Consider the following 26,896-nt stretch of genomic DNA (forward strand, 5'->3'; position numbering starts at 1 on the left):
CTTTTTTGCCGGACGCCACATCTCCCTATGCCAGACCGGAGAAAGCCCATGGCCGTCGTTTCCAAGAAAATTCCCGCTCCCGACAAGGTGAAGGTGAAAACCGCGCTTCTGTCCGTTTTCGACAAGACCGGCATCGTCGAGCTGGCGCGTGCGCTGAGCGAACAGGGCGTGCGCCTGCTGTCGACCGGCGGTACGCACAAGGCGATTGCTGCAGCCGGCCTTGCGGTGACCGACGTGTCGGAAGTGACGAATTTTCCTGAGATCATGGACGGCCGCGTCAAGACGCTGCATCCGAAGGTGCATGGCGGCCTGCTCGCCATTCGTGACGATGCCGAGCATCAGGCTGAAATGAAGGAGCACGGTATCGAAGGCATCGATCTTGCCGTCATCAATCTTTACCCCTTCGAGGACGTGCGCAAAGCCGGAGGCGATTATCCGACAACGGTGGAGAATATCGACATCGGCGGCCCGGCGATGATCCGAGCTTCGGCCAAAAATCACGCCTATGTGACGACGCTCACCGATCCCGCCGATTATGCCGAGCTGCTGGCTCAGCTTTCCGCCGATGCCGGCCAGACGACCTACGATTTCCGCAAGCGCATGGCCGCAAAGGCTTTTGCCCGCACCGCTGCTTACGACGCGATGATCTCTAACTGGTTTGCCGAAGCGCTGGATATCGCCACGCCGCGCCACCGCGTCATCGGCGGTGTTCTGCGCGAGGAGATGCGCTACGGCGAGAACCCCCACCAGAAGGCGGCTTTCTACCTAACTGGCGAAAACCGCCCCGGCGTCTCGACGGCAACGCTCATTCAGGGCAAGCAGCTGTCCTACAACAACATCAATGACACCGACGCGGCCTATGAGCTTGTCGCCGAGTTCCTGCCGGAAAAGGGGCCGGCCTGCGCGATCATCAAGCATGCCAATCCCTGCGGCGTTGCCACCGGCCCGAGCCTGGTGGAAGCCTATAAGCGCGCTCTCGCCTGCGATTCCACCTCCGCCTTCGGCGGCATCATTGCGCTGAACAGCCTGCTCGATGCCGAAACGGCCGAAGAGATCGTCAAGCTCTTCACAGAGGTCATCATCGCGCCCGAAGTGAGCGAGGAAGCTAAGGCGATCATCGCCCGCAAGCCGAATCTCCGCCTGCTCTCGGTTGGCGCCCTGCCCGATCCACGCGCCGCTGGCCTCACCGCAAAAACCGTCTCCGGCGGGCTGCTGGTTCAGAACCGCGACAACGCGCTGGTCGAGGACATGGAGCTCAAGGTCGTTACCAAGCGCGCGCCGACGGCGCAGGAGCTGGAAGACATGAAATTCGCCTTCCGTGTGGCCAAGCATGTGAAGTCGAACGCCGTCGTTTACGCCAAGGATGGCCAGACGGCCGGCATCGGCGCCGGACAGATGAGCCGCGTCGATTCCGCCCGGATTGCCGCCATCAAGGCCGAGGAAGCCGCCAAGGCCATGGGACTTGCAGAGCCGCTGACCCGCGGGTCTGCCGTTGCTTCCGAGGCTTTCCTGCCTTTCGCCGATGGCCTACTCTCGGCGATCGCTGCCGGCGCCACCGCCGTCATCCAGCCCGGCGGTTCGATGCGCGACCAGGAAGTGATCGACGCGGCCAACGAGCACAACGTCGCGATGGTCTTCACCGGCATTCGCCATTTCCGCCACTAAGTCGTGCGCTTGCTCCACCTCATCCTGAGCCCGTCGAAGGATGAGGGTGGCCACGTAGCTAACCATCCGCCCTCGTGGTTCGAGACGGCCCTTCGGGCCTCCTCACCATGAGGGCTAATCTCTCTCTGGATATCCACAACCGAAGTCAGAGATATCCCTACCTCGGCTTATCTGCCGGATAAGGCGTCGGCAACAGAAGCAGCAGGCCACCGGCGAGGAAGATGACAAGCGTCGCCATGCCAAGACGGGCAGAGCCGCTCCAATAGGTCACCAGTGAGAAAAACAAAGTCGCCATGAAGCTGGTGGCGCGGCCAGACAGCGCGTAGATGCCGAAATAGCGGCCGGCCTCGGAGAGGTTGACGCTGCGGGCGAGATAAGAGCGCGAGGAGGCCTGCACAGGCCCGAAGGCGATGCCGATCAAAAGGCCGTAGCCAATATAGGCCTTTTCCGCCGCCGTACCGAACAGACCACCGGCGCTGACGGTGGAGAGCGGCACGAGGCCGAAGAGCGTGAAACCAGGGCCGGTTGAGAGGATGCCGAAAGTGGCGACGAGCAGCAGCGTCAGACTAATGATAACGGTCGTCTTCGAGCCCAGCCAGCGATCGACATAGCCGGCGGCAAAGCAGCCGAAAATGGCGATGATGTTGAGGATGATGCCGTAGATGCCAATCTCGATCGTCGCCCAGCCGAACATGCCGGCCGCGAAGGTGCCGCCGAGGATCAGGAGCCCGTTGACGCCGTCCTGATAGATCATCCGGGCGACAAGAAAGAGGCTGATGCCGCGCCGGCGCCTCAGCTCGCCCAAGGTCGCCGATAGCTCGCGCAGGCCCGAGCGAACGGCGGCGCCCAAGGGCAAGCCGCGTGCGGCATCCGGCGTGAAGAGAAACATCGGCAGAATGAAGATGAAATACCAAACGGCCGAAATCGGCCCGGTGATACGTGCATCCTCGCCTAGCGTGGCGTCGAGGCCGAAGAGCGGGCTGAGGCCGAGAATGGTCTTGCCGGTCTGCGGATTGCCGGCGAGCAAGGCCACGACGGTGATCAGCACGATCATGCCGCCGAGATAGCCGAGCCCCCAGGCGGCGTTCGACAGCCTGCCGACATCATCCTTACCAACCAGCCGCGGCATCATGGAATCATTGAAGACGATCGAGAATTCGGCCGAGATCGACGCCAGGATCATGAAGATCACCGGATAGATGACCGGCGAGCCGGGGGCTGCGCCCCAGAGGCAAAAAAGGCTTGCGATCTTGATGACGGCGAAGAAGGCGATCCATGGCTTGCGGGCGCCAGATTGATCGGCGATCGAGCCGAGGACGGGGGAGAGGATGGCGATGATCACCGAGGAGATCGTCGCCATGTTGCTCCATGTCGTCTGGGCGGAGACGGGATCGGCCGTCAGCCGCGCGACGAAATAGGGGCCGAAGATGAAGGTGGTAACGACCGTGAAGAACGGCTGAGCCGCCCAGTCGAAGAACATCCAGCCCCAGATACCGCGTGCCGGCACTTTGGCCGGCACGTTATCGTCAACAATTTCGGTCGCCACCAGATCCAGCCCTCATTCCCTCATCCCGTGACGGGGACGAGGCGGACTGTCTCATCTTGCCCGGCCGTTCGCAAGATCGCTGAGCAGGCCGGCAGCGACGGTGATGCGGGCGAGGTTCGGATCGCCGCTTTCGCTGAGGCCGCCGAGCTCTTCGGCGATTCGATTGATGCGGATACGGTCTTCCGCATGCCATGCCTGAACCGGCTGCTTGTCCTTCGGATGGTTGGACAAAGCGGAGATGACAATGTCACGGCGGGCGCCAGCGATCTGGTCGAGGCTACGCGCCAGCGCCAGGCTCTCGTAGTGATCGCCGGTAACGATCCGGCTGCCGGCCAGCAGCAGGCGGCCGACGCGGAAGGTCTGCGATACGGTGAAGTAGCTTTCGGCCGCGCGGTTCAGCGTATCGCCGGTGCGTTCGGCGATCTGCATGATCTCAGGCACGAGGACAAGCGCATAGATCGTGGCGATCTCCGACGCGAGCTTCTCCGGCAGGCCGGCTGCCAGATATTCCGCTTCGCGGGCTGCGATCTCGGCCGCGAAATCTGCCGGGATATGGGTGAGGAAGACGGGTCTCAGCTTCTTCAGAGCTGCGCGAAGCCGGCTAACGGTTTCCTCGATTTCACCCTTGGCGGCCCCCGTCTTCAATAGCAGGCGCGTCAGCACGGTATAGACTTCGGTGATCTCGCCATAGACGCGGTTCTGCATCTGGCCGCCGACCTTACCGTCAAGTGCATCCGTCTCGTTCCAAAGCCGGTCGAGATCGAAGCCGTCGCGGGCAATGACGGCGGCCTTGACCACCTCGGCCGCCGACGCAGCCGTTGCATCCATCATGCTGACGGCAAAGCCCGGACCACCACGATTGATCGCTTCGTTGGCAAGCGCCGTGCCGATGATCTCGCGGCGCAGACGATGGCTTTCGATGTCCGTTGAATTCGAGCGTTGCATCTTTGCCGGGAAATAGCGGCTGAGCGTGGTGGCGAAATAGGGATCGTCAGGCAGGTCGCTGGCAACAAGCGCATCGAAGAGGACGATCTTGGCGTAGGAGAGCAGCACGCCGATTTCGGCGCGCGTCAGCGGCCGCCCATTGGCGTAACGCTCGGCAAACGTTTGATCGTCGGGCAGGGTTTCGACCTTGCGGTTGAGCTGCTTTGCCGCTTCCAGCACGCTCATGAAGCGGCTGAGTTCCAGGCCATTGCCGGTCCCCTTGCGCTCGGTCAGCGAGATCGCCAGCGATTGCAGATAGTTGTTGCGCAGGACGAGCGCTGCCACTTCGTCGGTCATGGAGGCGAGCAGCATATCGCGCTTGGGGCGTGTCAGGCGGCCGTCATGCATGGCGTTGGCAAGCGCTATCTTGATGTTGACCTCGACGTCGGAGGTGTTGACCCCGGCCGAATTGTCGATGGCGTCTGAGTTGCACCGGCCGCCCTTGAGGCCATAGGCGATGCGGCCTTTCTGCGTGACGCCGAGATTGGCGCCCTCGCCGATCACTTTGGCGCGGACTTCGTCCGCCGTGATGCGGATCGGATCGTTGGCGCGATCGCCAACTTCCGAATCGGTTTCGGACGGCGCCTTGACGTAGGTGCCGATGCCGCCGAACCAGAGCAGGTCGACGGGTGCCTTGAGGATCGCCGTCATGATCTCGAAGGGGGTTGCGACCGACTTGTCGATGCCGATGGCGGCGACGGCTTCCGGCGTCAGCGTGACCGATTTTGCCGATCGGGAAATAATCATCGCGCCCTTCGACAAGACAGACTTGTCGAAATCCTGCCAGCTCGAACGCGGCAGGTTGAAGAGCCGCTGCCGCTCGGCGAGCGTCTTGTCCATGTCCGGATCGGGATCGATGAAGATGTCGCGGTGGTCGAAGGCGGCGAGCAGGCGGATCTTCGGCGACAGGAGCATGCCGTTGCCGAAGACGTCGCCGGACATGTCGCCGACGCCGACGACGCTGAAGGGCGTCGTCTGGATATCGATGTCCATTTCGCGGAAATGCCGCTTCACGGTTTCCCAGGCACCGCGGGCCGTGATACCCATCTTCTTGTGGTCGTAGCCGGCCGAGCCGCCCGAAGCGAAGGCGTCGTCCAGCCAGAAACCTGCTTCCTGCGCCAATGCATTGGCAGTGTCGGAGAAGGTCGCCGTGCCTTTGTCGGCGGCAACGACGAAATAGGGGTCGTCACCGTCAAGCCGTACGGTGTCGGCAGGCGGGATGATATCGGCGCCAGAGATGTTGTCGGTGATCGACAGCAGCGTGCGGATATAGGTCTTGTAGGCTTCGCGGCCGGCGTTGAAGATCTCGTCGCGGCTGCCGCCGACCGGAAGCTTCTTCGGATAGAAGCCGCCTTTGGCGCCGACGGGGACGATAACGGCGTTCTTCACCTGCTGTGCCTTCACAAGGCCTAGAACTTCGGTGCGATAGTCTTCAGCGCGATCCGACCAGCGCAGGCCGCCGCGCGCCACCTTGCCGAAGCGCAAGTGTACGCCTTCCACTTCGACGCCGTAGACGAAGATTTCGCGGAAAGGGCGCGGTTCCGGCAGGCCGTCGAGCAGCTTGGGATCGAGCTTGAAGGCGAGCATGGCCTTCGGCGTGCCGTCCGCATTCTTCTGGAAATAGTTGGTGCGCAGCGTCGCGTCGATGGCGTTGACGTAGCGGCGCAGGATGCGGTCGTCGTCGAGGCTCGGTACGTCGGCAAGCTCGGCTTCGATGCTCGCGTGCAGCTCGGAGAGCTTCTTCGTGCGGTTCTTGTCGCTGAGCTTCGGGTCGAGCGTATCGTGGAACAATCGGAAGAGCGATGCGGCAATCCTAGGATATTTATCCAGCGTCGCAGAGATATAATCCTGCGAATAGGCGATGCCGGCCTGTCTGAGATAGCGGGAATAGGCGCGCAGCACATTGGTTTCGCGGGCGGAGAGATCGGCAGAGACGATCAGCCGGTTGAAGGCGTCGTTGTCGATCGTGCCGCCGAAGGCAGCAAGGAAGGCTTCTTCCAGGGCGGCGCCATGGCGGGCGAGATCGATCGTCAGGCCGCTGCGGGTTTCGAGCTCCATATCATGGAGCACGACATGGCCGGTCGAACCGTCCTTGGCCGTGACATAGATATCGAAGGTGCGCTCGCTGATAACGTTGAAACCGAGATTTTCGAGCAGCGGCACGCGGCGCGACAGCGCCAGGTTGCCGTCGCCGTGGAAGATCTTCAGCGAGAGAATGTCGCCTGCCTCGTCCTTGCGGATATAGAAGCCGATGCGGATCGGCTCAACACCGGCAGTGGCGATGATATCTGGCAGATCGGCAAAGGCGTCTTCCGGCGAGAAGGCTTCTTGAAAAGCCTGGCTGACGGAGATGCTCGGCGCCTTCGGGCCGGCCAGCATGGCGAAGCGTTCGTCCCAGCGGGCTGTGATGGCACGGATCGCCTCCTCCAGCTTGGCCTGCGGAACATGCGGCGTCTTGCCGGCGCTGCGACCAATGATGAAGTGCACGCGCGCCACGCCACCTTCCGGGAAAGCCGGGTAATAAGCGGAGACGCGGCCGTCATAGACCGACTTCAGGTAATTGCCGATCTTCTCGCGGACAACGGAATCATATTCCTCGCGCGGGACATAGACGATGACGGAGACGAAACGGTCGAAATGGTCGATGCGCGGCAATGCGCGAACGCGCGGCCGGTCGGTCAGGTCGTTGATCTGCTCGGCGAAGCTTGCCAGCAATGAGGTGTCGATCTGGAAGAGATCGTCGCGCGGATAGGATTCCAGCGTGTTTTCGAGCATTCGGCCGGAATGGCTTGTGGGATCGAAACCGAAATGATCCTTGACCTTCTGCACCTTCGAGCGCAGTAGCGGCACTTCTGCGGCAGCACTGGTATAGGCCGTGGAGGTGAAGAGGCCGACGATGCGCAGCTCGCCCGTCACGTTGCCATCCGTGTCGAAGCGCTTGACGCCGACATAATCCATATAGGCGCGGCGGTGGACGATCGAATTGACATTGGCCTTGGTGACGATCAGGAAATCCGGGCCGTCGAGGAAAGCGAGGATTTCCGGTGTCGTCGTGACGGCGTCCTTGCCCTGCCGAAGAACGCGGACATCCGGATTTGAGAGGATGCCGAGGCCGGTGCCGCGATCCCGCTCGACCTTCGCATCGGCGCCCTTGCCGGAATAGACATATTCACGCATGCCGAGGAAGGTGAAATTGCCGTCCCGTAGCCAGGCAAGGAAGGCGAGCGCTTCGTCGCGATCGTTCTTGCGGCGGCCGGCGGCCTCATAGGTTGATAGTTCCGATATCACGGTATCCAGGCGCGACAACATTGGCTTCCAGTCGGAAACGGCAAGATGCGTCTGATCGAGCACGGTCTGAAGCCGCTTGGTCAGATCGCTCGCCTGCGCTGTCGTCAGCGGCGAGAGATGAAGCTGGATATGGCTGACGCGACGGGCCGGGTCGCTCGGTTGATCGGCCGAATAAAGGCCCGGCTGCTTGCCCTTCTCGATGACTAGGATCGGATGCACCGCCATGTAGAGATCGCGATAGCTGCTGGTCACTTCACCCATGATCGATTCATAGAGGAAGGGCATGTTATGGTCGGTGATCGAGAGAATTGAAACGGCAATGCCACCGGGCTCGATGCCGGCGACCTGCTCTATGTTAACGCGGGGAACCGTGCCGCTCCAGGCTGCCAGTTCCCTAGCCGCATGGGTTGCGGCAAGGGCCAGCATTTCCGGGCTGTAAAGCTCCATGTCGTCATTGCTCGCCCGGCCGAATAGGATTTCGGGATCGAGATGCGCTTCACCCGTTGCCGCGGCAATTTTGCGTGCCGCTTCGATCTGTTTTTCCCGTTTCGGATTGGTCTTAGGCGCCATGGAATTCCTCCCGATCTTCGAATTTTGACGACAGTAGCAGAAGGTTTAGCGAAAAAACTGGCAAAAAGAATGCGAATTTGGTTGCTTTCGGACTGATTTTGGCCGGTTTCTTTAAAAATCTTGCCCAAACGCGCGATCTCGATGCAAAGCGGATATCATCGGTGTGACATTGGCGGAATCAACTCGTCAACAGAGGTTTTCATGACTCTGTGAAGTGCGGTTGACAGAGTGCCGCCAAAGGGATCATCAACGGCGCCATGGCAGTTTGAAGCCCTGAACTTGAAAGCTAGCATCATGTCGCAACTGTCCGCCGGCGCCGTTATCGTCATCTCCAGCCACGTCGTCCGAGGGTCCGTCGGCAATCGCGCCGCCGTTTTCGCGCTGGAGACGCTTGGCCATCCGGTGTGGGCGCTGCCGACGATCGTTCTGCCGTGGCATCCCGGTCATGGACGTTCGACGCGCTTGACCTTCAACGAGGCGGATTTCGACCATGCGATCGACGATCTCATCGCCGCACCTTGGCTTTCCGAGGTCAAGGCTGTTCTGTCGGGATATTTCGGCAATGCTGCGCAGGCGCGTTCCGTTGCAAGGCTGGTAAAGGCGCTGCGGGAGAAAAACCCGGATATTCTCTATGCCTGCGATCCCGTCATCGGCGATGCCGGCGGGCTCTATGTGCCGCAGGCGACGGCGGAAGCGATCCGCGACCACCTGATCCCGCTGGCATCGCTTGCAACGCCGAACCGCTATGAGCTTGCCTGGCTTGCGGGAGCGCCTCTCGAGGATAACAACGCCATCATGGAGGCGGCTCTTGCGCTTGGCCCGTCGCGCATGCTGGTGACGTCTGCCGTGCCGATGATGGCCGGCGGCATCGGCAATCTCTATCTGAGCGGCCGAAACGCCCTGCTTGCCGAGCATCGCAGCGTCGAAGGCGCGCCGAATGGACTGGGCGATCTCCTGTCTGCCGTGTTCCTGTCGCGCCTGCTTTCCGGCATAGATGAGGAGCGGGCATTACAGCTGACGACGGCCAGCGTCTTTGAAGTGCTGGCGCGCGCCGTCAAACGCGGCAGCAACGAGCTGACGCTTGCCGTCGATTCCGCAAGCCTGTCGACGCCAATGGCGATGGTGCAGCTGAGGCATCTCGTCCACCCGGCGCAGCGGAAGAAAAAGTAACGGCTGAAAGCGGCGGGAGCTTTTTGCAGCGCAGCAGTTGCCATCGGCCGAAGTGCATTGTAATCCAATATCATGCAAAGCTTTCCCGACACCCTTCTGAACGGTTATCGCAACTTCATGAGCGGGCGTTACGTCGATGAGCGCGAACGCTATCGCACTCTCGCCGAGCTTGGCCAAAGCCCATCGACCCTCGTGATAGCCTGTAGTGACTCCCGTTCGGCGCCGGAGATCATCTTCGACGCCGGACCGGGCGAACTCTTCGTCATCCGTAACGTCGCCAATATGGTACCGCCCTACGAGCCGGACAGCAATTTCCATGCGACTTCGGCAGCGCTGGAATTCGCCGTTCTGTCGCTCAAGGTTTCCGATATCGTCGTAATGGGCCATGGCCGCTGCGGCGGCATTCGCGCCGCACTTGATCCGAACGCGGAGCCGCTGTCGCCGGGCGATTTCATCGGCCGTTGGATGGCGCTGCTGAAGCCCGCGGCCGAACAGATCCAGAGCAATGACATCATGACGCAGACCGAGCGCCAGACCGCGCTGGAGCGCATTTCGATCCGCAATTCGCTCGACAATCTGCGCAGCTTTCCGGAAATCAAGGCACGTGAGGAGGAGGGCAAGCTCAATCTCCACGGCGCATGGTTCGATATTTCGACAGGCGAGCTGTGGGTCATGGATCCGGCCACGCGCGATTTCATCCGCCCTGAGATTTAAGAGGCCTGAGGTTTAGGAGTCAGGCGCCTGGCAGGACGGCAGGTGGATCAAACGAAAAAGGCGCCGCAGACCATCTGGTCGCAGCGCCTTTTTTGATTCACGAGATCAGGCTTACTTGCCGTCGATCTGCTGGCCGATATAGGCAATCGCCTGCTGATAGACCTTCGCGTCGTTCCAGCCAGCAATGGCGGAGAAATTCGGCTCGCCGGGCTGGTAACCGGCACCCGGCTGCCAACCATGGCCGCGCAGGAAGTTGGCGGTCGAGGCCAGTGCATCCGCGCGCGAGCCGACAAGATCGACCCTGCCATCGCCATCTTCGTCGACGCCGAAGGCGACTACGTTTTTCGGCATGAACTGCGTCTGGCCGATTTCGCCATGAGCCGCGCCGCGTGCTGACGGGCTGAGATAACCTTCGCCGACGAGCTTCAGGGCCGCGTAGAGTTGCTCGGTAAAGAACGCGGAACGACGGCAATCATAAGCAAGCGTCGAGACGGCCGAAAGCGTATGCTGGTCGCCCATATAGCTGCCAAAGCCGGTTTCCATGCCCCAGATGGCAATGATCGGGCCTGGGGGAACGCCGAAGCGCTTCTGGATCTTGGCGAAGAGGGCCGCATTGGCCTGCTTCATGCTCTTGCCGCGATTGATGATCGTCTGGCCGCCGCGCTTCTTCATGAATTCCTCGAAGGAAAGCTTGAAGCTCTTCTGGCCGCGGTCGGCGCGGATGGTGGGCTGGTTGTAATGAACGTTGGCGAAGGCCCTGTCGAGGGTAGAAGGGCTAACACCCTGTCCCTGCGCTTCCCGTTTGAATTCCTGCACCCAATTCTCGAATCCGGCGGAAGTGTTGCCGCAAGATGCGGCGTTTGCCGCAAGCGGCATTCCCAGCAGCAATCCGCCCGCCACGAGAGCTGCCATTCCAGATTTTGTGAAGCGCATTCAGTGTCCCCGAAATCTTACCGCGGTGCGAACGCGGTAACCGTTTTCAATGGCGCGTAAACCCTTGAAAGCCAGGGGATCACGCGCGTTTAGTCGCCACCGGACCATGCCAGCATCCGACCATCATGTCATCATGTTTTAGCGAGTGATGTTTTCGTTTCATGTGAAACATCGCCGCCAAAATCATTCAGAAAAGCCCCGCCTTTCATCCGAAATGGCGGGGCTTCCGTTCTAACCTGCTTACCCAAAGAGGGTTGATAAACCGTAAATTGGTTTACAGATCCTTATGCAGCCTGCTTGCGCGGCTTGATCAGGCCGCGATTGACGAGCAATTCGGCGATCTGAATGGCATTGAGCGCGGCACCCTTGCGCAGGTTGTCGGAGACAACCCAGAGGTTGAGGCCGTTCTCGACGGTCGCGTCTTCACGGATGCGAGAAATATAGGTCGCATCTTCGCCGGCGGATTCGTAAGGCGTGATATAACCGCCGTTTTCGCGCTTGTCGATGACGAGGCAGCCGGGCGCTTCACGCAGGATATCGCGAGCCTGATCGGCGGTGATCTCGTTTTCGAACTCGATGTTGACTGATTCCGAATGGCCGATGAAAACGGGCACACGGACAGCCGTGCAGGTGACCTTGATCTTTGGGTCGAGCATCTTCTTGGTCTCGGCCAGCACCTTCCATTCTTCCTTGGTGTAGCCATCTTCCATGAAGACATCGATATGCGGGATGACGTTGAAGGCGATGCGCTTGGTGAACTTCTTTGCCTCGATCGGATCGGCGACGAAGACGGCGCGGGTCTGGTTGAACAGCTCGTCCATGCCGTCCTTGCCGGCGCCGGAGACCGACTGGTAGGTCGAGACGACGACGCGCTTGATCTTGGCGAAGTCATGAAGCGGCTTCAGGGCGACGACGAGCTGCGCGGTCGAGCAATTCGGGTTGGCGATGATGTTGCGCTTGGTGAACTGCGTGACGGCATCCGGGTTCACTTCCGGCACGATCAGCGGCACGTCGGCGTCATAACGCCACGCGGAAGAGTTGTCGATGACGACGCAGCCCTGGGCGCCGATCTTCGGCGAGAACTTCTTCGAAACGTCGCCGCCGGCCGACATCAGGCAGATGTCGGTGTCGGAGAAATCGTAGTTCTCCAGGTTGGAAACCCTCAGCGTCCGGTCGCCAAAGGAAACTTCGGTTCCCTGCGAGCGGGCCGATGCGAGTGCCACGACCTCATCGGCCGGGAAGCCGCGTTCGGCCAGGATATTGAGCATTTCGCGGCCGACATTCCCGGTCGCGCCCGCTACTGCAACTTTGAAACCCATTTCTCAAGCTCTCTTTCTCTTCTCTCCTCTTTGGCGAGGGGGGAACCGCAGCCATAACGACCGGTTCCTGTCCCCGGCCGAGCCGGGGAGAGAGCGGCAGGCCAGAGACGTCAGACGGTTTTCGTCGTCGTTTTGGCCTTGGTTTTGGAAGAAACCGGAAAATAGACATCCCGCCCGGCACATTGCGCCAGGTGACTGAAGCTATCGAGCTGTTCGAAGCGAACCATGGAAGTCTTCCTTTTCCGTCGCCGGTTCTAAGATGTTTTCCACAGGAGTCAAGGATTTCCTCGCTTGTATCGGTGCGGAAGCGAGGAAATCGGAGGCGTCGAAACCAGCCTTCAACTTATCAAATTGGAAGGCGTGCCGTTTCGGTGTCAGCGGTTGGACTTGCGCGTGGTTTCAAACAGGAACCAAGTGCGGCGCTCGGTCTCGTCTATCCAGTTTTCCAGAAGGCTGGCCGTGGCGACATCGCCATATTCGTCGCAAACGTCGTGGACGGCGCGCATTTCGGCGGAGAGCTTGAGGTTATCGTCAGCCAGTTCGGCGAGCATGTCCTGCGGATCGACATATTCGGCGTCGTTGTCGGGAATGCGCTGCAGCTTGGCGATCTGGCCGATCGAGTGGAGGGTCGTTCCGCCGATCTTCCGGCAACGCTCGGCCATAGGATCGGTCATGGCGAAAATCTGATCGCCGTGCTCGTCGAGAAGCAGGTGATAATCACGGAAATGCGGGCCACTCATGTGCCAGTGAAAATTCTTAGTCTTCAAATAGAGAGCAAAGACATCCGCCAGCAGCGCGGTCAGAGCCGCGGAAACATCGCGCGTCGCTTCTTCGCTGAGATTGGTGCGAGTGCCCAATTTCGATTTGGTATTGGCAGTATTCATAAAGACGTCCTCCATTTGTTGTTCACGACAGCGATCGTCGGCGGATCTTAGGGGAGTTCGATGACATCAGCTGCTGCGTGGGATCGCATTGAAGACAGGATCATTTTAAATCTCACAGCCGAGCTGTCGCTTCGCGGCACGATCAACTGCGATGCTAAGCGGAAAACCCGAACGTCTTTACTAAATAGGAAAATGAGGTGGTTTGGCAATTGCTTGCTAATGTATTGGCCAGGCGCGCGGTTGTGTCGCGCCCGGCAAACTGCCTCCTCTCGGAAGGCAGCACCGCGAATAGCGGCTACTTCAGACCGCCACCGACATAGAGGGTTTCGCCGGTCACCCACGCGGCATCCTGCGAAGCGAGGAAGACGGCGACCGGAGCGATATCGGTCGGCTGGCCGAGACGGCCGAGGGGCGTCTGGGAGACGAGATGCTTCTCGAAGTCGCTGCCGATGACGCCTGCCGCAACGACACCCTCTGTTTCAACGCCGCCCGGCGCCAGGTTGTTGACCCGGATATTCCGCGGCCCGAGCTCTTTGGCGAGGATCTTGGTAATGGAATCGACCGCGGCCTTGGTTGCCGTATAGACGGAGGCAGTCGGCAAGTTCATGCTGACGGCGTTGGAGCCGATGTTGATCACATTTCCACCTTCCGGGCCGAAATACCTGACGGCTTCCCGCGTGGTCAGCAGCGTGCCCAGCACGTTGATATTGAATTCACGGTGGAATTCTTCCTCGGTGAATTCCTCGATGGTCGCGAATTGGTAGACGCCGGCATTGTTGACGAGGATATCGACGCGGCCAAATGCCTGTTTCGTTTCGGCGAAGAGGCGTTTGACGTCTTCGGCTTTGGAAACGTCGCCGTGCACGGCGAGCGCCTTGCCGCCCTTGGCGGTGATTTCGGCTACTACCCTGTCGGCGCCTTCGCGGCTCGATGCGTAATTGACGACAACGGCCGCGCCCGCTTCGCCCATTGCCTTGGCGATGCCGGCGCCGATGCCCTTGGATGCTCCAGTCACGATCGCGACCTTGCCTGCCAGTTTGCTCATGTCACTTTCCTTCGAAAAACTTAGACAATTTTACAATCATCGAATCATTTGGCGCATGCGACCCGAAAACCGATCGCACCGTCACTTTGATATTTAGATAATCATCTAATTGATACAAGAGCCACGAGAAGAAATGCTGATGGCGTGTAAGGAATTGTCAGATCTTGGAAAGTTCCGCCATATAAGCGTTCAGAGTGTCGCGACGTAACACGAGATTGGCGAATTTACCTTCGCGCTGGATCTCGATGAGCCCGGCATTCTCGAGTTCCTTGATGTGATGGGACATTGTCGCGGCGCTGACGGCGTGGCACTCGTTTAGGAGGCTGCAGGGCATGGGCTCGCTCCGTGTGCCGATCTCCTTCAAGATCTGCACACGTCGCGGTTCGGCAAGTGCCCGGGAGATCAATCCCATCTGCCTTTCGCTTAAACGTATTGGCCCGGCATCCATGGTGTTCATCGCAAACGAAATCGGGTTGACCGTCTTCGGTCATCCCTATTCTGCCAGATATATGAATGTGCGAGGGCCTTGGCAACCTTTGCGCAGCAGCCGTGATCGGCTCAGGAATCGGCCTGTCGCGTCTTGCCGCTTTTGAATAGTGGCAAGCGCGGCGTCGGCCAGCCGGCGGCGTTGATGCGAAAAAGCAAGCCGTAGCGGGAATAGATGATCGCCGTTACGAAGGAAAACCAGCCGCCGAGCGCCAGACCGGCCACCACGTCGCTCGGATAATGGGCGCCGACCATGACGCGGGTGATCGCAAGCCATAAGGCGCAGGCGGCGAAGATATAGCGATAGCGAGGAAACAGGAAGGCAAGCGCCACAAATAGAGCGCCGATAGTGGTCGCATGGCCGGAGGGGAAGCTTTCGAAGCTGGCGCGGCCATTGAAGGGCGAAAAGCCGAAGGGTCCCCAATCGGCAAAATGCGTGGGGCGGGCGCGTCCAATGGTGCGCTTCAGCAAATTGGCGAGGATACCGGAAAGCGCCACGGTCGTCAGGAGATAGCCGCCGATCTGGCAGATGCGCAGTGCCTGGCAGCGACAGCGCTGCGAATACAGCAGCCTGCTGCCAGCCCAACCTTCGAAAAACAGGAAGGCACTGATGAGAAGGATCCATCCGGAATCGCCGAAATCCGTCAACATTCCGCCGACGAAGCGAAGGCAGGGTGACAGGCTTTTAAGGGTGGCGCCGACAGGCCAATCGAACAGGAGAGCCGAGAGAAGGACGATATTGGCGGTCAGAAAAAGGCATATTTTCCAATGGGATGGTGCAAAAGCAGCATCACTTCGCCGCCAACGCCTGTCGAGAGACGTCAAGATCGCCTGCATAATCAGTGCCTATGTCGATTTCCAATCGGTCCGATTGATAGCAGGTTGTTGTTACAGTTTTTTAGAAAATCAGGACGGAGCGTCGCGGCGATCTCGAGCTGAGACGCGCCTATCCCGTTCACAAGAAAAAACCCCGTTCTTCGCGGAACGGGGTTTCGTGTTTCACGTGAAATATACCAGGCGATCTACCTGGCTTACGCCGAAAGGGCCTTGAATTCGGCGAGGATGGCGTCGCCCATTTCTGTCGTGCCGACCTGACGGCTGCCAGGTGACATGATGTCGCCGGTGCGGATGCCGCTGTCGAGCACGTTGGCAATCGCCTTTTCCAGCGCATCGGCTTCAGCGACGAGGCCGAAGGAGTAACGCAAGCACATGGCGAAGGAAGCGATCATGGCGATCGGGTTGGCAATGCCCTTGCCGGCGATATCGGGCGCGGAGCCGTGTACTGGCTCGTAGAGCGCCTTGCGCTTGCCGGTCTTGGCATCGGGCGCGCCGAGCGAAGCGGATGGCAGCATGCCGAGCGAGCCGGTGAGCATGGCGGCGACGTCGGACAGCATGTCGCCGAACAGGTTGTCCGTCACGATGACGTCGAACTGCTTCGGCTGGCGAACGAGCTGCATGCCGCCGGCGTCCGCGAGCATGTGCTCGAGCTGCACGTCGGCATATTTTTCCTTATGCGTCGCGGTGACGACCTGGTTCCAGAGCACGCCCGACTTCATGACGTTGCGCTTTTCCATCGAGCAGACGCGGTTGTTGCGGGTACGCGCCAGTTCGAAGGCAACGCCGGCAATACGCTCGATCTCGTAGGTGTCGTAGACCTGGGTGTCGATGCCGCGCTTCTGGCCGTTGCCGAGGTCGATGATCTCCTTCGGCTCGCCGAAATAGACGCCGCCGGTGAGCTCGCGCACGATCAGGATGTCGAGACCCTCGACCAGTTCCGGCTTCAGTGACGAGGCCGATGCCAGCGCCGGGTAGCAGATGGCCGGGCGCAGGTTGGCGAAGAGCTGCAGATCCTTGCGCAGGCGCAGCAGGCCGGCTTCAGGACGCACTTCGTAGGGAACGCTATCCCACTTCGGGCCGCCTACGGCGCCGAAGAGCACGGCGTCGGCGGCAAGCGCTTTCTGCATGTCCTCTTCGGAGATGGCAGCGCCATGCGCATCATATGCGCTGCCGCCGACAAGGCCTTCATCCGTGACGAAGCCGGCATTCTTTGCCTCGTTCATATAGGCGATGATTTTGCGAACTTCGCCCATGGCCTCGGGGCCAATGCCATCGCCCGGCAGGAGGAAAAGATTGCGAACTGTCATGGGAAAGCCTCCGCGAAAGAAAAAGTTGCGGGGTTTTTAGACCTGCAAATGCGGCTTTTCAAGCGAGGAAGGGGTCGAAACGGTACGGTTTTCGGGCTTTTGAGACCAGTCACCCGCCCTTGGACCACGAGGGCGGGTGGCTCGCGTTGCTTATCCTTACTCAGCCAGCCCGAGCGAGGCGAGGTAGGCGGCCGATGCCGGGATCTTCGACTTGTCCTTGATTTCGATGATCAGGCGCGGATTGCTGTTAAGCTTGGCAATAGCGGCAAAGACGGCGCGCCAGTGGATGTTGCCTTCGCCGAGGCTCCAGTGGCGATCGGCATAGCCATCCGCATCCTGCAGGTGGACATGTTGCAGGCGATTGCCGGCGGCGTGGACGTAGTAGTCGACCGGCGGAGCGCCGGTATAGCCGTGGGCGTAATGGGCATGACCGGTGTCGATGGAAACGGCGACGGCGGGCGAATTGAAGCTGTCGGCGAGGCCGACGCGGATATGGGGATCCTTGTCCTCGATGTTCTCGATGACCATGGTGAGCCCGATGTCTTCGGCGCGCTTGACGGCCTCTTTCAGCGTCAGATGCGTATATTCGATGATCTTCTCGCGCTCGCCCTTGTTGTTATCGAGGTTGTTGTAGGACCACGACGTATAGGGGCTATGGATGACCATTTGCGTGGCGCCGATATTGGCACAGACGTCGAGTGCCTGCAGCAGGCGCTTTGTGACGACGCCGCGGACGTCCGGGTCCTGTGAGGCGATGACAAAGCCCCAGAACGGGCCGTGGATGCCGAGGCGGCCCTGATGGCCGTCAAGCAGCTTGCGGGCGCGGTCGGCCAGCGGAGCCCAGTCGCCGTTGAGGATTTCGGCTTCAACGAAGCTCTGCAGCTCCAGGTCACGCGGCTTTTCGAGCAACCAGTTACGATGGATTTCGACGTCGTCGAGCGTCATGGCGGCGCCAACAATGGGAAGGGAGGTCATGGAGAGGCTCCATTTGCGTGGAGAAGATTTAAGGGCGGGAGAAGAGGCCCGAAGGTCTCGGCACGCCTGTATGAACCCCCTTCTTGTCGATCATATTACAACGGTTGGGAAAGATGGTGTCCCGTTTCCGGGATTTGCGTTTTCCGCTCCCTGAGGTGCCGCAGCCGCGGATAGTTCCCTCTCTCTGCAGGCGGCGGGCGTTTTGGCATGAAAAAAGCCGGGCACAAGGCCCGGCTTCGAAACGCGAAATAGTGATGAAATCGATCAGGCGGCCCAAGGGCGCGATGCGGCGTTCGACTTTTCGAAATTGTCGATCGCGGAGGATTTTTCCAGCGTTAGGCCGATATCATCAAGGCCGTTCAGCAGGCAGTGACGCTTGAACTCGTCAAGTTCGAACTTCAGTGAGCCGCCATCCGGGCCGGTGATTTCGAGGTTTTCCAGATCGATCGTCAGAATGGCGTTGGAGCCGCGCGAGGCGTCGTCCATCAGCTTGTCGAGATCTTCCTGGCTGACCTTGATCGGCAGGATGCCGTTCTTGAAGCAGTTGTTGTAGAAGATGTCGGCGAAGCTGGTCGAGATGACGCAGCGGATGCCGAAATCGAGCAGTGCCCAGGGGGCATGCTCGCGCGACGAGCCGCAGCCAAAATTGTCGCCGGCAACGAGAATCTTGGCGTTCTGATAGGCCGGCTTGTTCAGCACGAAATCCGGGTTCGGAGAACCGTCTTCATTGTAGCGGGCTTCAGCGAAAAGGCCCTTGCCAAGACCCGTGCGCTTGATGGTCTTCAGATAATCCTTCGGGATGATCATGTCGGTATCGACATTGACGACCGGGAGGGGTGCTGCGACACCGGTCAACTTCACGAACTTGTCCATGGGGGTCCTGCCTTCATTCTCGTCTAAGCACGAATTATCCTGCCAATAGAGCAAATCCGGCCCGAAATGAAGGAGAATCTTGGAAATGCTCTCAAACGCGGCCCTTTGCACGCTTTGCCCTTCAGCACGTGGCCTGAATTGGACACATGATCAAGGGATTCGGCAATAGGCCGCCCTGCCCTGTTTCAATCTCAGAGATCGATGATGGTGCCGCGACCGTCGTTCCAGATGCGCATTTCGCGCTGGCCGTTCGTCTTCGCCTTGGCGCGCACCGGTGCCGGCTTCATGCGCAGCGAGATCGCGCGGGCCGCCATTAGCACGGTCAGTATAGCACCGACAGCAAGCGTGACCGAAACGGTCAGCAGCGCCATGGCCGCAAACACGGTGATACCGGCAAGCGCGATGAACAGGGAACGGATATTCTGCATGGTCGAGACCTCTCTACACCAAGCAATGTGGTCTTCATCTCTGCCATCTGCAAGAGGAGCATGGCTTTTTGTTGACTTGCTTGTCGATTAAAAGCGCGGCAAAACGGCACAATGAGCCAATCCGAGAGCCAAACCTCCCCTTCCCGCCCTGCCCGTCTGCGCCGCTCCGTCTTGAGCGTTCCCGCCATCAACCGTCGTGCCCTGGACAAGCTTTCGAGCCTGGATTGCGATGCCGTCATCTTCGATCTCGAGGATTCCGTTTCGCCGGAGAAAAAGGCCGAGGCGCGGGAAAATCTGCGGGCCTTCTTTGCCGCCTCCCCGCTTCCCGGCAAGGAGCGGATCATCCGCATCAATGCGCGTTCCTCGAACTTCGGTGCTGAGGATATGGCGCTGGTCGTGGAGCTGGAGCCGGATGCGGTGCTGCTGCCGAAGGTGGGTGAGCCGCAGGATGTGACTGGTGTCAGTGACCGGCTTGCGGAAGCCGATGCGCCGGAAGACTTGCGCATCTGGGCGATGATCGAGACGCCGCGCGGCATCCTGAATGCGGCGGCGATCGCCGAGGCTGGCCGCACGGCCGGCAGCCGGCTCGATTGTTTCGTCGTCGGCCTTAACGATCTCAGGAAGGAAACGGGCGTCCTGACGCAGCCCGGCCGTCCCTATCTCGTGCCCTGGCTGATGCAAGTGATATTGGCCGTCAGCGCTTACGGCCTCGAGGCCATCGACAGCGTCTTCAACGATTTCAAGGATACCGAAGAATTCGAGGCAGAATGCAGCCAGGGGGTTGCCATGGGCTTTGCCGGCAAGATGCTGATTCATCCGAGCCAGATCGAAGCCGCCAACCGGCATTTTGGCCCTGACAAGGCCGCTGTTGCCGAGGCGGAATCCATCATCGCCGCCTTCGCCGCACCGGATGCCGCCACTCTCAATGTCGTGAACCTCGGCGGGCGGATGGTGGAGCGGCTGCATCTTGTCCAGGCAGAGAGACTCGTCCATAAAGCTCGCCTGATCGAGCAGCGCTCTTCGGGCGCCGCCGGAACGCCCCGTAGCGATGTCTGATTGCTAAATACAAGAAAGATGCCTTGATGAAACTCTACCGCTTTCTCACCGGCCCCGATGACGCATCCTTCTGCCACAAGGTAAGCGCGGCGCTGAACAAGGGCTGGGAGTTATACGGCTCGCCGACCTATGGCTTCAATTCAGCAAGCGGGCGGATGGAATGCGGTCAGGCTGTCGTCAAGGACGTGGCCGGCAAGGATTACGATCCGGATATGAAGCTTTCCGAGCAGTAAGCACCGGCTGAAATTCTCATTCTTCCCGATCGTCTTGCGGCCGGGACCGATATCAGCGATCCGTCGCTTCCTCGGCGCTCGCCTCGATGCGCTCCATGTCCTCGTCGCTCAGGCCGAAATGGTGGCCGATCTCATGGATCAGGACATGGGTGATGATGTCGCCGAGGGTTTCTTCGTTCTCAGCCCAGTAATCGATGATCGGCCGGCGATAGAGGCGGATCTTGTTGGGCATGTCCCCCGTCTGGGCGGTGAAGCGCTCCGAGATGCCGCGGCCTTCGAAGAGGCCGAGCAGGTCGAAGGGCGTTTCCAGCGCCATGTCCTCGAATACCTCGTCATCCGGGAAATCTTCGATGAGGATGACGAGATCACCGGTGAGCGAACGGAATTCGTCTGGCAGGTGGCTGTAAGCCTCCATTGCCAGGGATTCGAATGTACTGATGGAGGGCGAGTGGCGATCCCGCCAATCTTCGCTCTGGTCGACGCGAGCCATGAATATTCCTTCCTTGGCTGGTCATATAGAGACTTTACGCCGCTTTTACGAGTGTAGATTGCGGCAGAGGAATATTTTCTCATGAAATGGTGTTGACTCTTTCTGCAAGCTCTGGAATCCATAAGAACATAACAGGAACATTATCGATCTGGAGTGAACGTCATGGCCGAGGCTGCCGTGGCGCGGGAAACGCTTTTCGCCCTGCGTGAAACCATTGCCCGACTGGAAGGCAGGCCGATCCCGGCACTGGCGGCTGCGGCGCATGAAACGCTGGCAGACAAGCCGGCGAGGCAGATGGCGGGTATTGCGAAATCCCTGCATATCCAGCCTATGCGTGAACAATCGCTCCTTCCGATCGGTGTCGACGAGCTCGATGCGGCGCTGCAAGGCGGTTTGCCGCTCGATGCGCTGACGGAAATCCGCTCGCTCGGCCTCCGCGATGCCGGTGTGGCCAGTGGTTTTGCCCTGGCGCTTGCCGCGCGGCTGCATGCGCAAGCTTCGGATACGGTCCCGGCCAAGTCTCCGGTTCTGTGGATCGGCGATACGGTCGCGACGATGGAGGCTGGCCTGCCCTATGCCATCGGCATCAGCGATTTTGGGCTGGAGCCTCAGGCTTTTCTGCAGGCGTCGCCCCGCAAGCTGGACGATGCGCTCTGGGTGGCGGAGGCGGCGCTTGGCAGTGCTGCCTTTGCCGCCATCATACTGGAAGTACGCGGCAATCCCGCCCGTTTCGGCCTGACCGAAAGCCGGCGGTTGGCGCTGAGGGCCAAGGCGGCGGGGCGGCCCTTGTTTCTATTGCGACAGGGAGGCGAGGAGGAAGCAAGCAGCGCCCTCTTCCGCTTTTCCGTCGAACCCGCGCCGGCGCAGGCGCGGCCCCTGCCGGACGGATCGGTGCTTGGCGGCAGCATCGGTCATCCGGCCTTTCGTCTGACCTTGGAAAAGAGCCGAAACCCGGCACCCCTTTCCATAACCCTGGAGTGGAATGCCCATGACCGCCGCTTTGCCCCTGTCTCCGATGTTCAGCACCCTGCCTTTCCCGGCGAACACGCAGCGCATTCTGGCGCTGACCTTTCCGCATCTGCCGACCGACCGGATCGCGCGCAAGCGCTGGGGTCTGTCCTGGCGTTCGACAGGCAGGCTTGAAGCGCCGCCGCTCGCCTGTGCCGGCAAGCTCAACAATGCCATGCGGCTGACCGCGCTCAACGAACGGGCTGAAATGATCGGCTTGAAACAGGGGCAGGGCGTGGCCGAGGCAAAGGCGATCTGTCCCGATCTCGATGTCGTCGAGGAGGATCCGGCGGCGGATCGCAAGCTTCTGGAAGCGATCGCCGACTGGTGTGACCGTTATACGCCGCTGGTGGCGATCGACGGCAAGGACGGGCTGTTTCTCGACATTACCGGCTGCGCCCATCTCTTCGGCGGTGAAGAGGCGCTGCTCGAGGATGTCTTGATCCGGATTTCCCGGCTGGGCTTCGATGTGCGCGGCGCCATTTCCTCCGCACCCGGCCTCTCCTGGGCCGTTGCCCGCTTTGACGAGAGCCGTATCGTTCCGCCGGAGGCCATGGAAGAGGCATTGGCATCGCTGCCGGTCGCATGTCTTCGGCTTGGCGAGGAGACTATTGCAGCCTTGCAGAAGATGGGCCTGAAGCAGGTGGGCGATCTTCTGGCCGCACCACGAGCGCCCCTTGCCCGCCGGTTCGGCGCGCAGCTGCTGCTGCGGCTCGATCAGGCCGTCGGTCTGGTCGAAGAGCCGATCTCGCCGCGCCGCCCGGTCGCGCAATTGTCGGCCGAGCGCCGGCTGGCCGAGCCGGTGCAGGCCGAAGAGGATATTCTTCAGCTTGCCCGCCAGCTTGCCGAAAGCCTGAAGCCGGGGCTGGAAGCCCGCGGCATCGGCGGTCGCTCCTTCGAGCTCCTGCTCTTCCGTGTGGATGGCGCGGTCTTCCGCATCGCGGCCGGCGCATCGCAGCCGTTGCGTGAGCCGAGCCGGATCGCCAGCCTATTCACTGAGCGCTTCGGCGCCATTCATGACGATCTCGATGTCGGCTATGGTTTCGAAATCATCCGCCTGAATGTGCTTCAGCATGCGCCCTTCGATGCCATGCAAGGCGATTTTGTCGGAGGAGATCGTCAGGAAGGCTCGCTTGCCGCCTTTGTGGATCGCGTGGCCGCCCGGCTGGGGCCGGACTGCCTGCAAGGGTTCGAGCTGCGGCAGAGCCATATCCCCGAACGAGCCGTGCGACCGCTGCCGGCCATGACTATCCTCGCATCGAGGCGGCGGACAGTCCAGGAAGATGCCGGGTCTGGCTTCTTCCGCGGCGAGCGGCCGCTGCGGCTGTTTCGCATGCCGGAACTGGTCGAAACCATTGCTGCCGAAGTGCCCGATGGCCCGCCCCGGCAATTTCGCTGGCGGCGGATCATGCATCGGGTCAGCCGGGCCGAAGGGCCGGAGCGGCTTTCGGCGGAATGGTGGCTCGAGGAAAGGCAAGAACCTGACCGCGATTACTTCCAGGTCGAAGATGAGGAAGGCCATCGTTTCTGGCTGTTCCGAAAGGGGCTCTATGGCCGAGGCGGCACGACGCCCGACTGGTACATGCATGGAGTCTTCGCATGAACGCGCGTCCGAGCTTCCACGAACCCGTGCCCTTCTTTGAGATCGGGGTGAGAACGAATTTCTCCTTTCTCGAAGGTGCCTCGCATCCAGAGGAAATCGTGGCGCAGGCCGCCATCCTGAAACTGTCGGGATTTGGAATTGCCGACCGCAATTCGGTTGCCGGCGTCGTTAAGGCGCATGCGCATACCAAGATTCTCTGGGAAAAATACAAGGAGGGCATTGAGAAGAATCTAACGCTTCGAGCGAAGGGCGAGCCAGAAAAGCCGCTTCTGAAGCCGGTCCCTTTCCAGCCGGGCGCGCGCCTGGTGTTTTCGGACGGCACGCCTGACATTCTTGCCTATCCGGAAAACCGTAAGGGCTGGGCGCATCTCTGCCGGCTGTTGAGTGCTGGCAATCTCAGAGCCGAGAAGGGTTCCTGCCAGCTCGAAGAGGCCGATCTGACGGAATGGGGCGACGAGATGATGCTGGCGCTTATTCCCGATGCTGAAAGTGTCGAGACGCAACAAGGGCAGGAAAAGCTGGAGCAATGCCTGAAGCGGTTATGGATGCGATTCGGCCGGAAGTTCCACATGGTCCTGTCGCCGGCCTATGACGGGCGGGACCGCATGGTCTTCGCCACGCTTTCCATTCTGGCGCAGCGCAACGGCGTGCGGTTGATCGCCAGCAATCAGCCGCTCTATCATTCGACTGAGCGCAAGCCGCTTGCCGATATCGTCGTTTCGATCCGCGAGCATGTGCCGATCGCCGAAGCCGGCTTCAGGCTGGCGGCGAATGCCGAGCGCTACATGAAGGATGCTGCCGAGATGGCGCGCCTCTTCAGGGATTATCCGAAGGCCATCGCCAATACGCAGAAGTTTTTTAGCCGGCTTTCTTTTTCGCTGGACGAGCTGAAACATAATTATCCCGACGAAAGCGTTCCTGGAGAGACCGTTGCGGAAACGCTGAGGAGACTGACCTGGGAGGGGGCCAGATGGCGCTTTCCTGAAGGGATCCCGTCAAAGGTCTCGATGCAGATCGAGCACGAGCTCAAGCTCATCAGGGAGCGGAAATATGAGCCATATTTCCTGACGGTGCACCGCATCATGGAGTTTGCTCGCAGTGCGAATATCCTATGCCAGGGACGCGGATCGGCAGCCAATTCGACCGTCTGTTATTGCCTCAGGATTACTGAGGTCAATCCTGAAATAACAAGCTTGCTTTTCGAGCGTTTCATCTCGACGGAACGCGAGGAGCCACCTGACATCGATGTCGATTTCGAGCACGAGAAGCGTGAAGAGGTTATCCAGTTCATCTACAGGCATTACAAAAAGGAGCATGCCGGGCTGACGGCGGCGGTCACCAGTTATCGCGCACGTTCGGCCGGCCGCGAAGTGGCGAAAGCCTTCGGCCTGTCGGAAGATGTGCAATCGGCTCTTGCGAGCGGCGTCTGGGGCTGGTCGACGGAAGAACTTTCCGAGCGCGAGGCGAAGATTGCCGGCCTCGATCTCAAGGACAAGACGACACGGAACGTCCTTTCCTATGCCTCGACGCTGATGGGATTTCCGCGGCACCTGACCCAGCATGTCGGCGGCTTCGTCATCACGCGGGATCGGCTGGATGAGGTCGTGCCGATCATGCATACGGCGATGGACGATCGCTATATGATTGAGTGGAATAAGGATGATCTCGACAATCTCAATATATTGAAGATCGACGTGCTGGCGCTCGGTATGCTGACCTGCCTTGCCAAGGCCTTCGACCTACTGCTGTTGCATTACGACGTGAAGAAGGCGCTCGCCGACCTTGGGAGCAAGGAATATCCTGATGGCGTGCCGGTCTATGATATGATCTGTCGCGCCGATACGATCGGCGTCTTTCAGATCGAAAGCCGGGCGCAGATGAGCATGCTGCCGCGTCTTCGGCCCCGTAAATTCTATGATCTGGTCATCGAGGTAGCGATCGTCCGTCCCGGCCCCATTCAAGGAGACATGGTTCATCCTTACCTCAAGCGGCGGGATGACGATCTTCACAAGCGGCCGATCGAATATCATCGTCCGGAGTTGAAGGCTGTTCTGGAGCGAACTTTGGGGGTTCCGCTGTTTCAGGAACAGGCGATGCAGATCGCCATCACTGCAGCCGGATTTTCGCCTGCCAAAGCCGATCGGCTGCGCCGATCCATGGCGACGTTCAAGCGAACGGGGAGGGTCGATGAATTCAAGACGGATCTGGTTTCGGGCATGGTCGCGAAAGGCTATCCTCAGGACTTTGCCGAACGCTGTTTCAGCCAGATCGAAGGTTTCGGCGAGTATGGTTTTCCCGAAAGCCATGCGGCCTCCTTCGCTCTGCTCGTCTACGCCTCCTCCTGGCTCAAGGCCTATTATCCGGATGTCTTCTGTGCGGCCATCCTCAATGCCCAGCCGATGGGCTTCTATGCCCCGGCGCAGCTGGTGCGTGACGCACGCGAGCATGGCGTCGAGGTGCGGCCGGTGGATATCAATCGCTCCAGCTGGGATTGCCTGCTCGAGCGGGGACGCTTCGATAAGGATGCGGTCGAGCCGCGCCACGCGTCGATGCGCGGTATTATCAAGACGCAATGTGCCGTCCGTCTCGGCTTCCGGCAGGTCAAGGGTTTGTCCGAAGACGAGATGAAGCAGCTCGTCGAGCGTCGTGGCGATGGTTATCGGTCCGTGCGTGACCTCTGGCTTCGCTCCGGTCTTGCCAAGGCGCAGATCGAACGCCTGGCGGATGCGGATGCGTTCGGCTCCATCGGCTTGAGCCGACGGGAAGCGCTATGGGCCGTGCGGGCGCTCGATGCCAGCAGCGCTGCCGAAAAGCTTCCCCTCTTCGATCTCGGCGATCATGCGGAGCTGCAGGTCGAGCCGGTGGTTGCGCTGCCGGAAATGCTGCCCGGCGAGCAGGTCATCGAAGATTATCGCTATCTGTCGCTATCGCTGAAAGCACATCCGGTTTCCTTCCTACGCGCCGATTTCGCGCGGCAAGGCATCGTGCAAAGCCGGGATCTGCCAAAGGTGGCGAATGGGCGGATGGTGACGATCGCCGGCCTGGTGCTGGTGCGCCAGCGGCCGGGTTCGGCCAAGGGGGTGATCTTCATGACCTTGGAGGATGAAACCGGCGTCGCCAATGCGATCGTCTGGCCGAAGAAGTTTGAGAAATACCGCGCCATCGTCATGGGGGCGCGGCTGGTGAAGATCCGTGGCCGGCTGCAGAGCGAGAGCGGCGTCATCCACGTGGTGGTCGATCATATCGAGGATATGACGCCGGCACTTGGTATTTTGCAGCGCGAGGCGCGGCGTTTTGGCGTCAGCGATCGAGCGGATGAGGCGCTGCGGCCGACCATGGATGTCAGACAGAAGGAGAAGTCCCCTCTGCCGCGTGGAGCCGCTGCAGGGGCAGCGGCGGAAGGCCGCAGCAATGGTGCCGAAACGGCCAGAGTCATGCCGCGAGGCCGCAATTTTCACTGAAATTCCGGCCTCCGCATCCCC

21 protein-coding genes are annotated in these 26,896 nt (G+C 60.3%); 8 read left to right on the forward strand and 13 right to left on the reverse strand.

The window, feature by feature from the left end; genetic code table 11:
* Positions 1-48 precede the first annotated feature (48 nt).
* The gene (gene purH, locus GDN47_RS26115) at positions 49-1,665 is read left to right on the forward strand and encodes a bifunctional phosphoribosylaminoimidazolecarboxamide formyltransferase/IMP cyclohydrolase (protein WP_113397766.1); all 1,617 of its coding nucleotides are present in this window, start codon (positions 49-51) and stop codon (positions 1,663-1,665) included.
* 157 nt (positions 1,666-1,822) lie between these two features.
* On the opposite strand, the gene GDN47_RS26120 is transcribed toward purH, so the two are convergent.
* Both GDN47_RS26120 and GDN47_RS26125 read right to left on the reverse strand, forming a co-directional pair.
* Positions 1,823-3,214, reverse strand: a complete 1,392-nt coding sequence (locus tag GDN47_RS26120) for an MFS transporter (protein WP_113397765.1) — start codon at positions 3,212-3,214, stop codon at positions 1,823-1,825.
* A 48-nt stretch (positions 3,215-3,262) separates the two neighbouring features.
* Complete coding sequence (locus GDN47_RS26125; protein WP_152094579.1) at positions 3,263-8,053, reverse strand: NAD-glutamate dehydrogenase; 4,791 nt, start codon at positions 8,051-8,053, stop codon at positions 3,263-3,265.
* Between the two features lie 294 nt (positions 8,054-8,347).
* On the opposite strand from GDN47_RS26125, the gene pdxY reads away from it, so the two are divergent.
* Positions 8,348-9,223: a pyridoxal kinase PdxY gene (gene pdxY / locus GDN47_RS26130; protein WP_152094580.1), complete on the forward strand. Its 876-nt coding sequence runs from the start codon at positions 8,348-8,350 to the stop codon at positions 9,221-9,223.
* Positions 9,224-9,295: 72 nt separating this feature from the next.
* The gene (locus GDN47_RS26135; protein WP_113389673.1) at positions 9,296-9,937 is read left to right on the forward strand and encodes a carbonic anhydrase; all 642 of its coding nucleotides are present in this window, start codon (positions 9,296-9,298) and stop codon (positions 9,935-9,937) included.
* Between the two features lie 111 nt (positions 9,938-10,048).
* Here GDN47_RS26135 and GDN47_RS26140 read toward each other — a convergent pair whose 3' ends face one another.
* The 10 genes from GDN47_RS26140 to GDN47_RS26185 all read right to left on the reverse strand — a co-directional run bounded on the left by GDN47_RS26140 (position 10,049) and on the right by GDN47_RS26185 (position 19,024).
* On the reverse strand, positions 10,049-10,870 hold the full coding sequence (locus GDN47_RS26140) for a lytic murein transglycosylase (protein WP_092718611.1): 822 nt from the start codon (positions 10,868-10,870) through the stop codon (positions 10,049-10,051).
* Between the two features lie 284 nt (positions 10,871-11,154).
* Positions 11,155-12,189 carry an aspartate-semialdehyde dehydrogenase gene (locus GDN47_RS26145; protein ID WP_152094581.1) on the reverse strand — a complete coding sequence of 345 codons (1,035 nt, stop codon included), beginning with the start codon at positions 12,187-12,189 and terminating at the stop codon, positions 11,155-11,157.
* Positions 12,190-12,563: 374 nt separating this feature from the next.
* Positions 12,564-13,073: a Dps family protein gene (locus GDN47_RS26150; RefSeq protein ID WP_152094582.1), complete on the reverse strand. Its 510-nt coding sequence runs from the start codon at positions 13,071-13,073 to the stop codon at positions 12,564-12,566.
* 295 nt (positions 13,074-13,368) lie between these two features.
* Positions 13,369-14,118 carry an SDR family NAD(P)-dependent oxidoreductase gene (locus GDN47_RS26155; RefSeq protein ID WP_113352835.1) on the reverse strand — a complete coding sequence of 250 codons (750 nt, stop codon included), beginning with the start codon at positions 14,116-14,118 and terminating at the stop codon, positions 13,369-13,371.
* A 157-nt stretch (positions 14,119-14,275) separates the two neighbouring features.
* Positions 14,276-14,530, reverse strand: coding sequence for an ArsR/SmtB family transcription factor (locus tag GDN47_RS26160; RefSeq protein ID WP_083258232.1), 255 nt, complete (start codon positions 14,528-14,530; stop codon positions 14,276-14,278).
* Between the two features lie 146 nt (positions 14,531-14,676).
* A complete protein-coding gene (gene lpxE / locus GDN47_RS26165) occupies positions 14,677-15,441 on the reverse strand; it encodes a lipid A 1-phosphatase LpxE (protein ID WP_152094583.1) in 765 nt (254 codons plus the stop codon).
* Between the two features lie 194 nt (positions 15,442-15,635).
* A complete protein-coding gene (leuB, locus tag GDN47_RS26170) occupies positions 15,636-16,748 on the reverse strand; it encodes a 3-isopropylmalate dehydrogenase (RefSeq protein ID WP_112722971.1) in 1,113 nt (370 codons plus the stop codon).
* Between the two features lie 156 nt (positions 16,749-16,904).
* The gene (locus GDN47_RS26175; RefSeq protein WP_152094584.1) at positions 16,905-17,723 is read right to left on the reverse strand and encodes a sugar phosphate isomerase/epimerase family protein; all 819 of its coding nucleotides are present in this window, start codon (positions 17,721-17,723) and stop codon (positions 16,905-16,907) included.
* Between the two features lie 264 nt (positions 17,724-17,987).
* Positions 17,988-18,596 carry a 3-isopropylmalate dehydratase small subunit gene (leuD, locus tag GDN47_RS26180; RefSeq protein WP_113333457.1) on the reverse strand — a complete coding sequence of 203 codons (609 nt, stop codon included), beginning with the start codon at positions 18,594-18,596 and terminating at the stop codon, positions 17,988-17,990.
* 191 nt (positions 18,597-18,787) lie between these two features.
* Positions 18,788-19,024, reverse strand: a complete 237-nt coding sequence (locus GDN47_RS26185; protein ID WP_069613878.1) for a hypothetical protein — start codon at positions 19,022-19,024, stop codon at positions 18,788-18,790.
* A 111-nt stretch (positions 19,025-19,135) separates the two neighbouring features.
* Here GDN47_RS26185 and GDN47_RS26190 point away from each other — a divergent pair, with 111 nt between their 5' ends.
* Together GDN47_RS26190 and GDN47_RS26195 are read left to right on the forward strand one after the other, a co-directional pair.
* On the forward strand, positions 19,136-20,080 hold the full coding sequence (locus GDN47_RS26190; RefSeq protein WP_152094585.1) for an HpcH/HpaI aldolase/citrate lyase family protein: 945 nt from the start codon (positions 19,136-19,138) through the stop codon (positions 20,078-20,080).
* 26 nt (positions 20,081-20,106) lie between these two features.
* On the forward strand, positions 20,107-20,313 hold the full coding sequence (locus GDN47_RS26195; RefSeq protein WP_069611395.1) for a DUF1737 domain-containing protein: 207 nt from the start codon (positions 20,107-20,109) through the stop codon (positions 20,311-20,313).
* A 52-nt stretch (positions 20,314-20,365) separates the two neighbouring features.
* Here GDN47_RS26195 and GDN47_RS26200 read toward each other — a convergent pair whose 3' ends face one another.
* The gene (locus GDN47_RS26200; protein WP_069611396.1) at positions 20,366-20,803 is read right to left on the reverse strand and encodes a metallopeptidase family protein; all 438 of its coding nucleotides are present in this window, start codon (positions 20,801-20,803) and stop codon (positions 20,366-20,368) included.
* Positions 20,804-20,965: 162 nt separating this feature from the next.
* On the opposite strand from GDN47_RS26200, the gene GDN47_RS32440 reads away from it, so the two are divergent.
* From GDN47_RS32440 to GDN47_RS26210, 3 genes are read left to right on the forward strand one after another with little or no spacing between them, the layout of a single operon-like run.
* Positions 20,966-21,946 (forward strand): ImuA family protein, encoded by a 981-nt coding sequence (locus tag GDN47_RS32440; protein ID WP_233790143.1) that lies wholly within the window; start codon positions 20,966-20,968, stop codon positions 21,944-21,946.
* 40 nt (positions 21,947-21,986) lie between these two features.
* On the forward strand, positions 21,987-23,414 hold the full coding sequence (locus tag GDN47_RS26205; RefSeq protein ID WP_233790149.1) for a Y-family DNA polymerase: 1,428 nt from the start codon (positions 21,987-21,989) through the stop codon (positions 23,412-23,414).
* Complete coding sequence (locus GDN47_RS26210) at positions 23,411-26,875, forward strand: error-prone DNA polymerase (RefSeq protein ID WP_152094587.1); 3,465 nt, start codon at positions 23,411-23,413, stop codon at positions 26,873-26,875. Before GDN47_RS26205 ends, GDN47_RS26210 begins: the two co-directional genes overlap by 4 nt.
* The last annotated feature ends 21 nt before the right edge of the window (positions 26,876-26,896 follow it).

Source organism: Martinezella dioscoreae (assembly GCF_009176305.1).
GTDB classification, from domain to species: Bacteria; Pseudomonadota; Alphaproteobacteria; order Rhizobiales; family Rhizobiaceae; genus Rhizobium; species Rhizobium dioscoreae.

Bases quoted from the DNA above. Each gene is read 5' to 3' on its own strand.
- purH (WP_113397766.1), top strand. From the start codon at position 49: ATGGCCGTCGTTTCCAAGAAAATTCCCGCTCCCGACAAGGTGAAGGTG.
- GDN47_RS26125 (WP_152094579.1), bottom strand. From the start codon at position 8,053: ATGGCGCCTAAGACCAATCCGAAACGGGAAAAACAGATCGAAGCGGCA.
- pdxY (WP_152094580.1), top strand. From the start codon at position 8,348: ATGTCGCAACTGTCCGCCGGCGCCGTTATCGTCATCTCCAGCCACGTC.
- GDN47_RS26135 (WP_113389673.1), top strand. From the start codon at position 9,296: ATGCAAAGCTTTCCCGACACCCTTCTGAACGGTTATCGCAACTTCATG.
- GDN47_RS26140 (WP_092718611.1), bottom strand. From the start codon at position 10,870: ATGCGCTTCACAAAATCTGGAATGGCAGCTCTCGTGGCGGGCGGATTG.
- GDN47_RS26145 (WP_152094581.1), bottom strand. From the start codon at position 12,189: ATGGGTTTCAAAGTTGCAGTAGCGGGCGCGACCGGGAATGTCGGCCGC.
- GDN47_RS26150 (WP_152094582.1), bottom strand. From the start codon at position 13,073: ATGAATACTGCCAATACCAAATCGAAATTGGGCACTCGCACCAATCTC.
- GDN47_RS26155 (WP_113352835.1), bottom strand. From the start codon at position 14,118: ATGAGCAAACTGGCAGGCAAGGTCGCGATCGTGACTGGAGCATCCAAG.
- GDN47_RS26160 (WP_083258232.1), bottom strand. From the start codon at position 14,530: ATGGGATTGATCTCCCGGGCACTTGCCGAACCGCGACGTGTGCAGATC.
- lpxE (WP_152094583.1), bottom strand. From the start codon at position 15,441: ATGCAGGCGATCTTGACGTCTCTCGACAGGCGTTGGCGGCGAAGTGAT.
- leuB (WP_112722971.1), bottom strand. From the start codon at position 16,748: ATGACAGTTCGCAATCTTTTCCTCCTGCCGGGCGATGGCATTGGCCCC.
- GDN47_RS26175 (WP_152094584.1), bottom strand. From the start codon at position 17,723: ATGACCTCCCTTCCCATTGTTGGCGCCGCCATGACGCTCGACGACGTC.
- leuD (WP_113333457.1), bottom strand. From the start codon at position 18,596: ATGGACAAGTTCGTGAAGTTGACCGGTGTCGCAGCACCCCTCCCGGTC.
- GDN47_RS26185 (WP_069613878.1), bottom strand. From the start codon at position 19,024: ATGCAGAATATCCGTTCCCTGTTCATCGCGCTTGCCGGTATCACCGTG.
- GDN47_RS26190 (WP_152094585.1), top strand. From the start codon at position 19,136: ATGAGCCAATCCGAGAGCCAAACCTCCCCTTCCCGCCCTGCCCGTCTG.
- GDN47_RS26195 (WP_069611395.1), top strand. From the start codon at position 20,107: ATGAAACTCTACCGCTTTCTCACCGGCCCCGATGACGCATCCTTCTGC.
- GDN47_RS26200 (WP_069611396.1), bottom strand. From the start codon at position 20,803: ATGGCTCGCGTCGACCAGAGCGAAGATTGGCGGGATCGCCACTCGCCC.
- GDN47_RS32440 (WP_233790143.1), top strand. From the start codon at position 20,966: ATGGCCGAGGCTGCCGTGGCGCGGGAAACGCTTTTCGCCCTGCGTGAA.
- GDN47_RS26205 (WP_233790149.1), top strand. From the start codon at position 21,987: ATGCGGCTGACCGCGCTCAACGAACGGGCTGAAATGATCGGCTTGAAA.
- GDN47_RS26210 (WP_152094587.1), top strand. From the start codon at position 23,411: ATGAACGCGCGTCCGAGCTTCCACGAACCCGTGCCCTTCTTTGAGATC.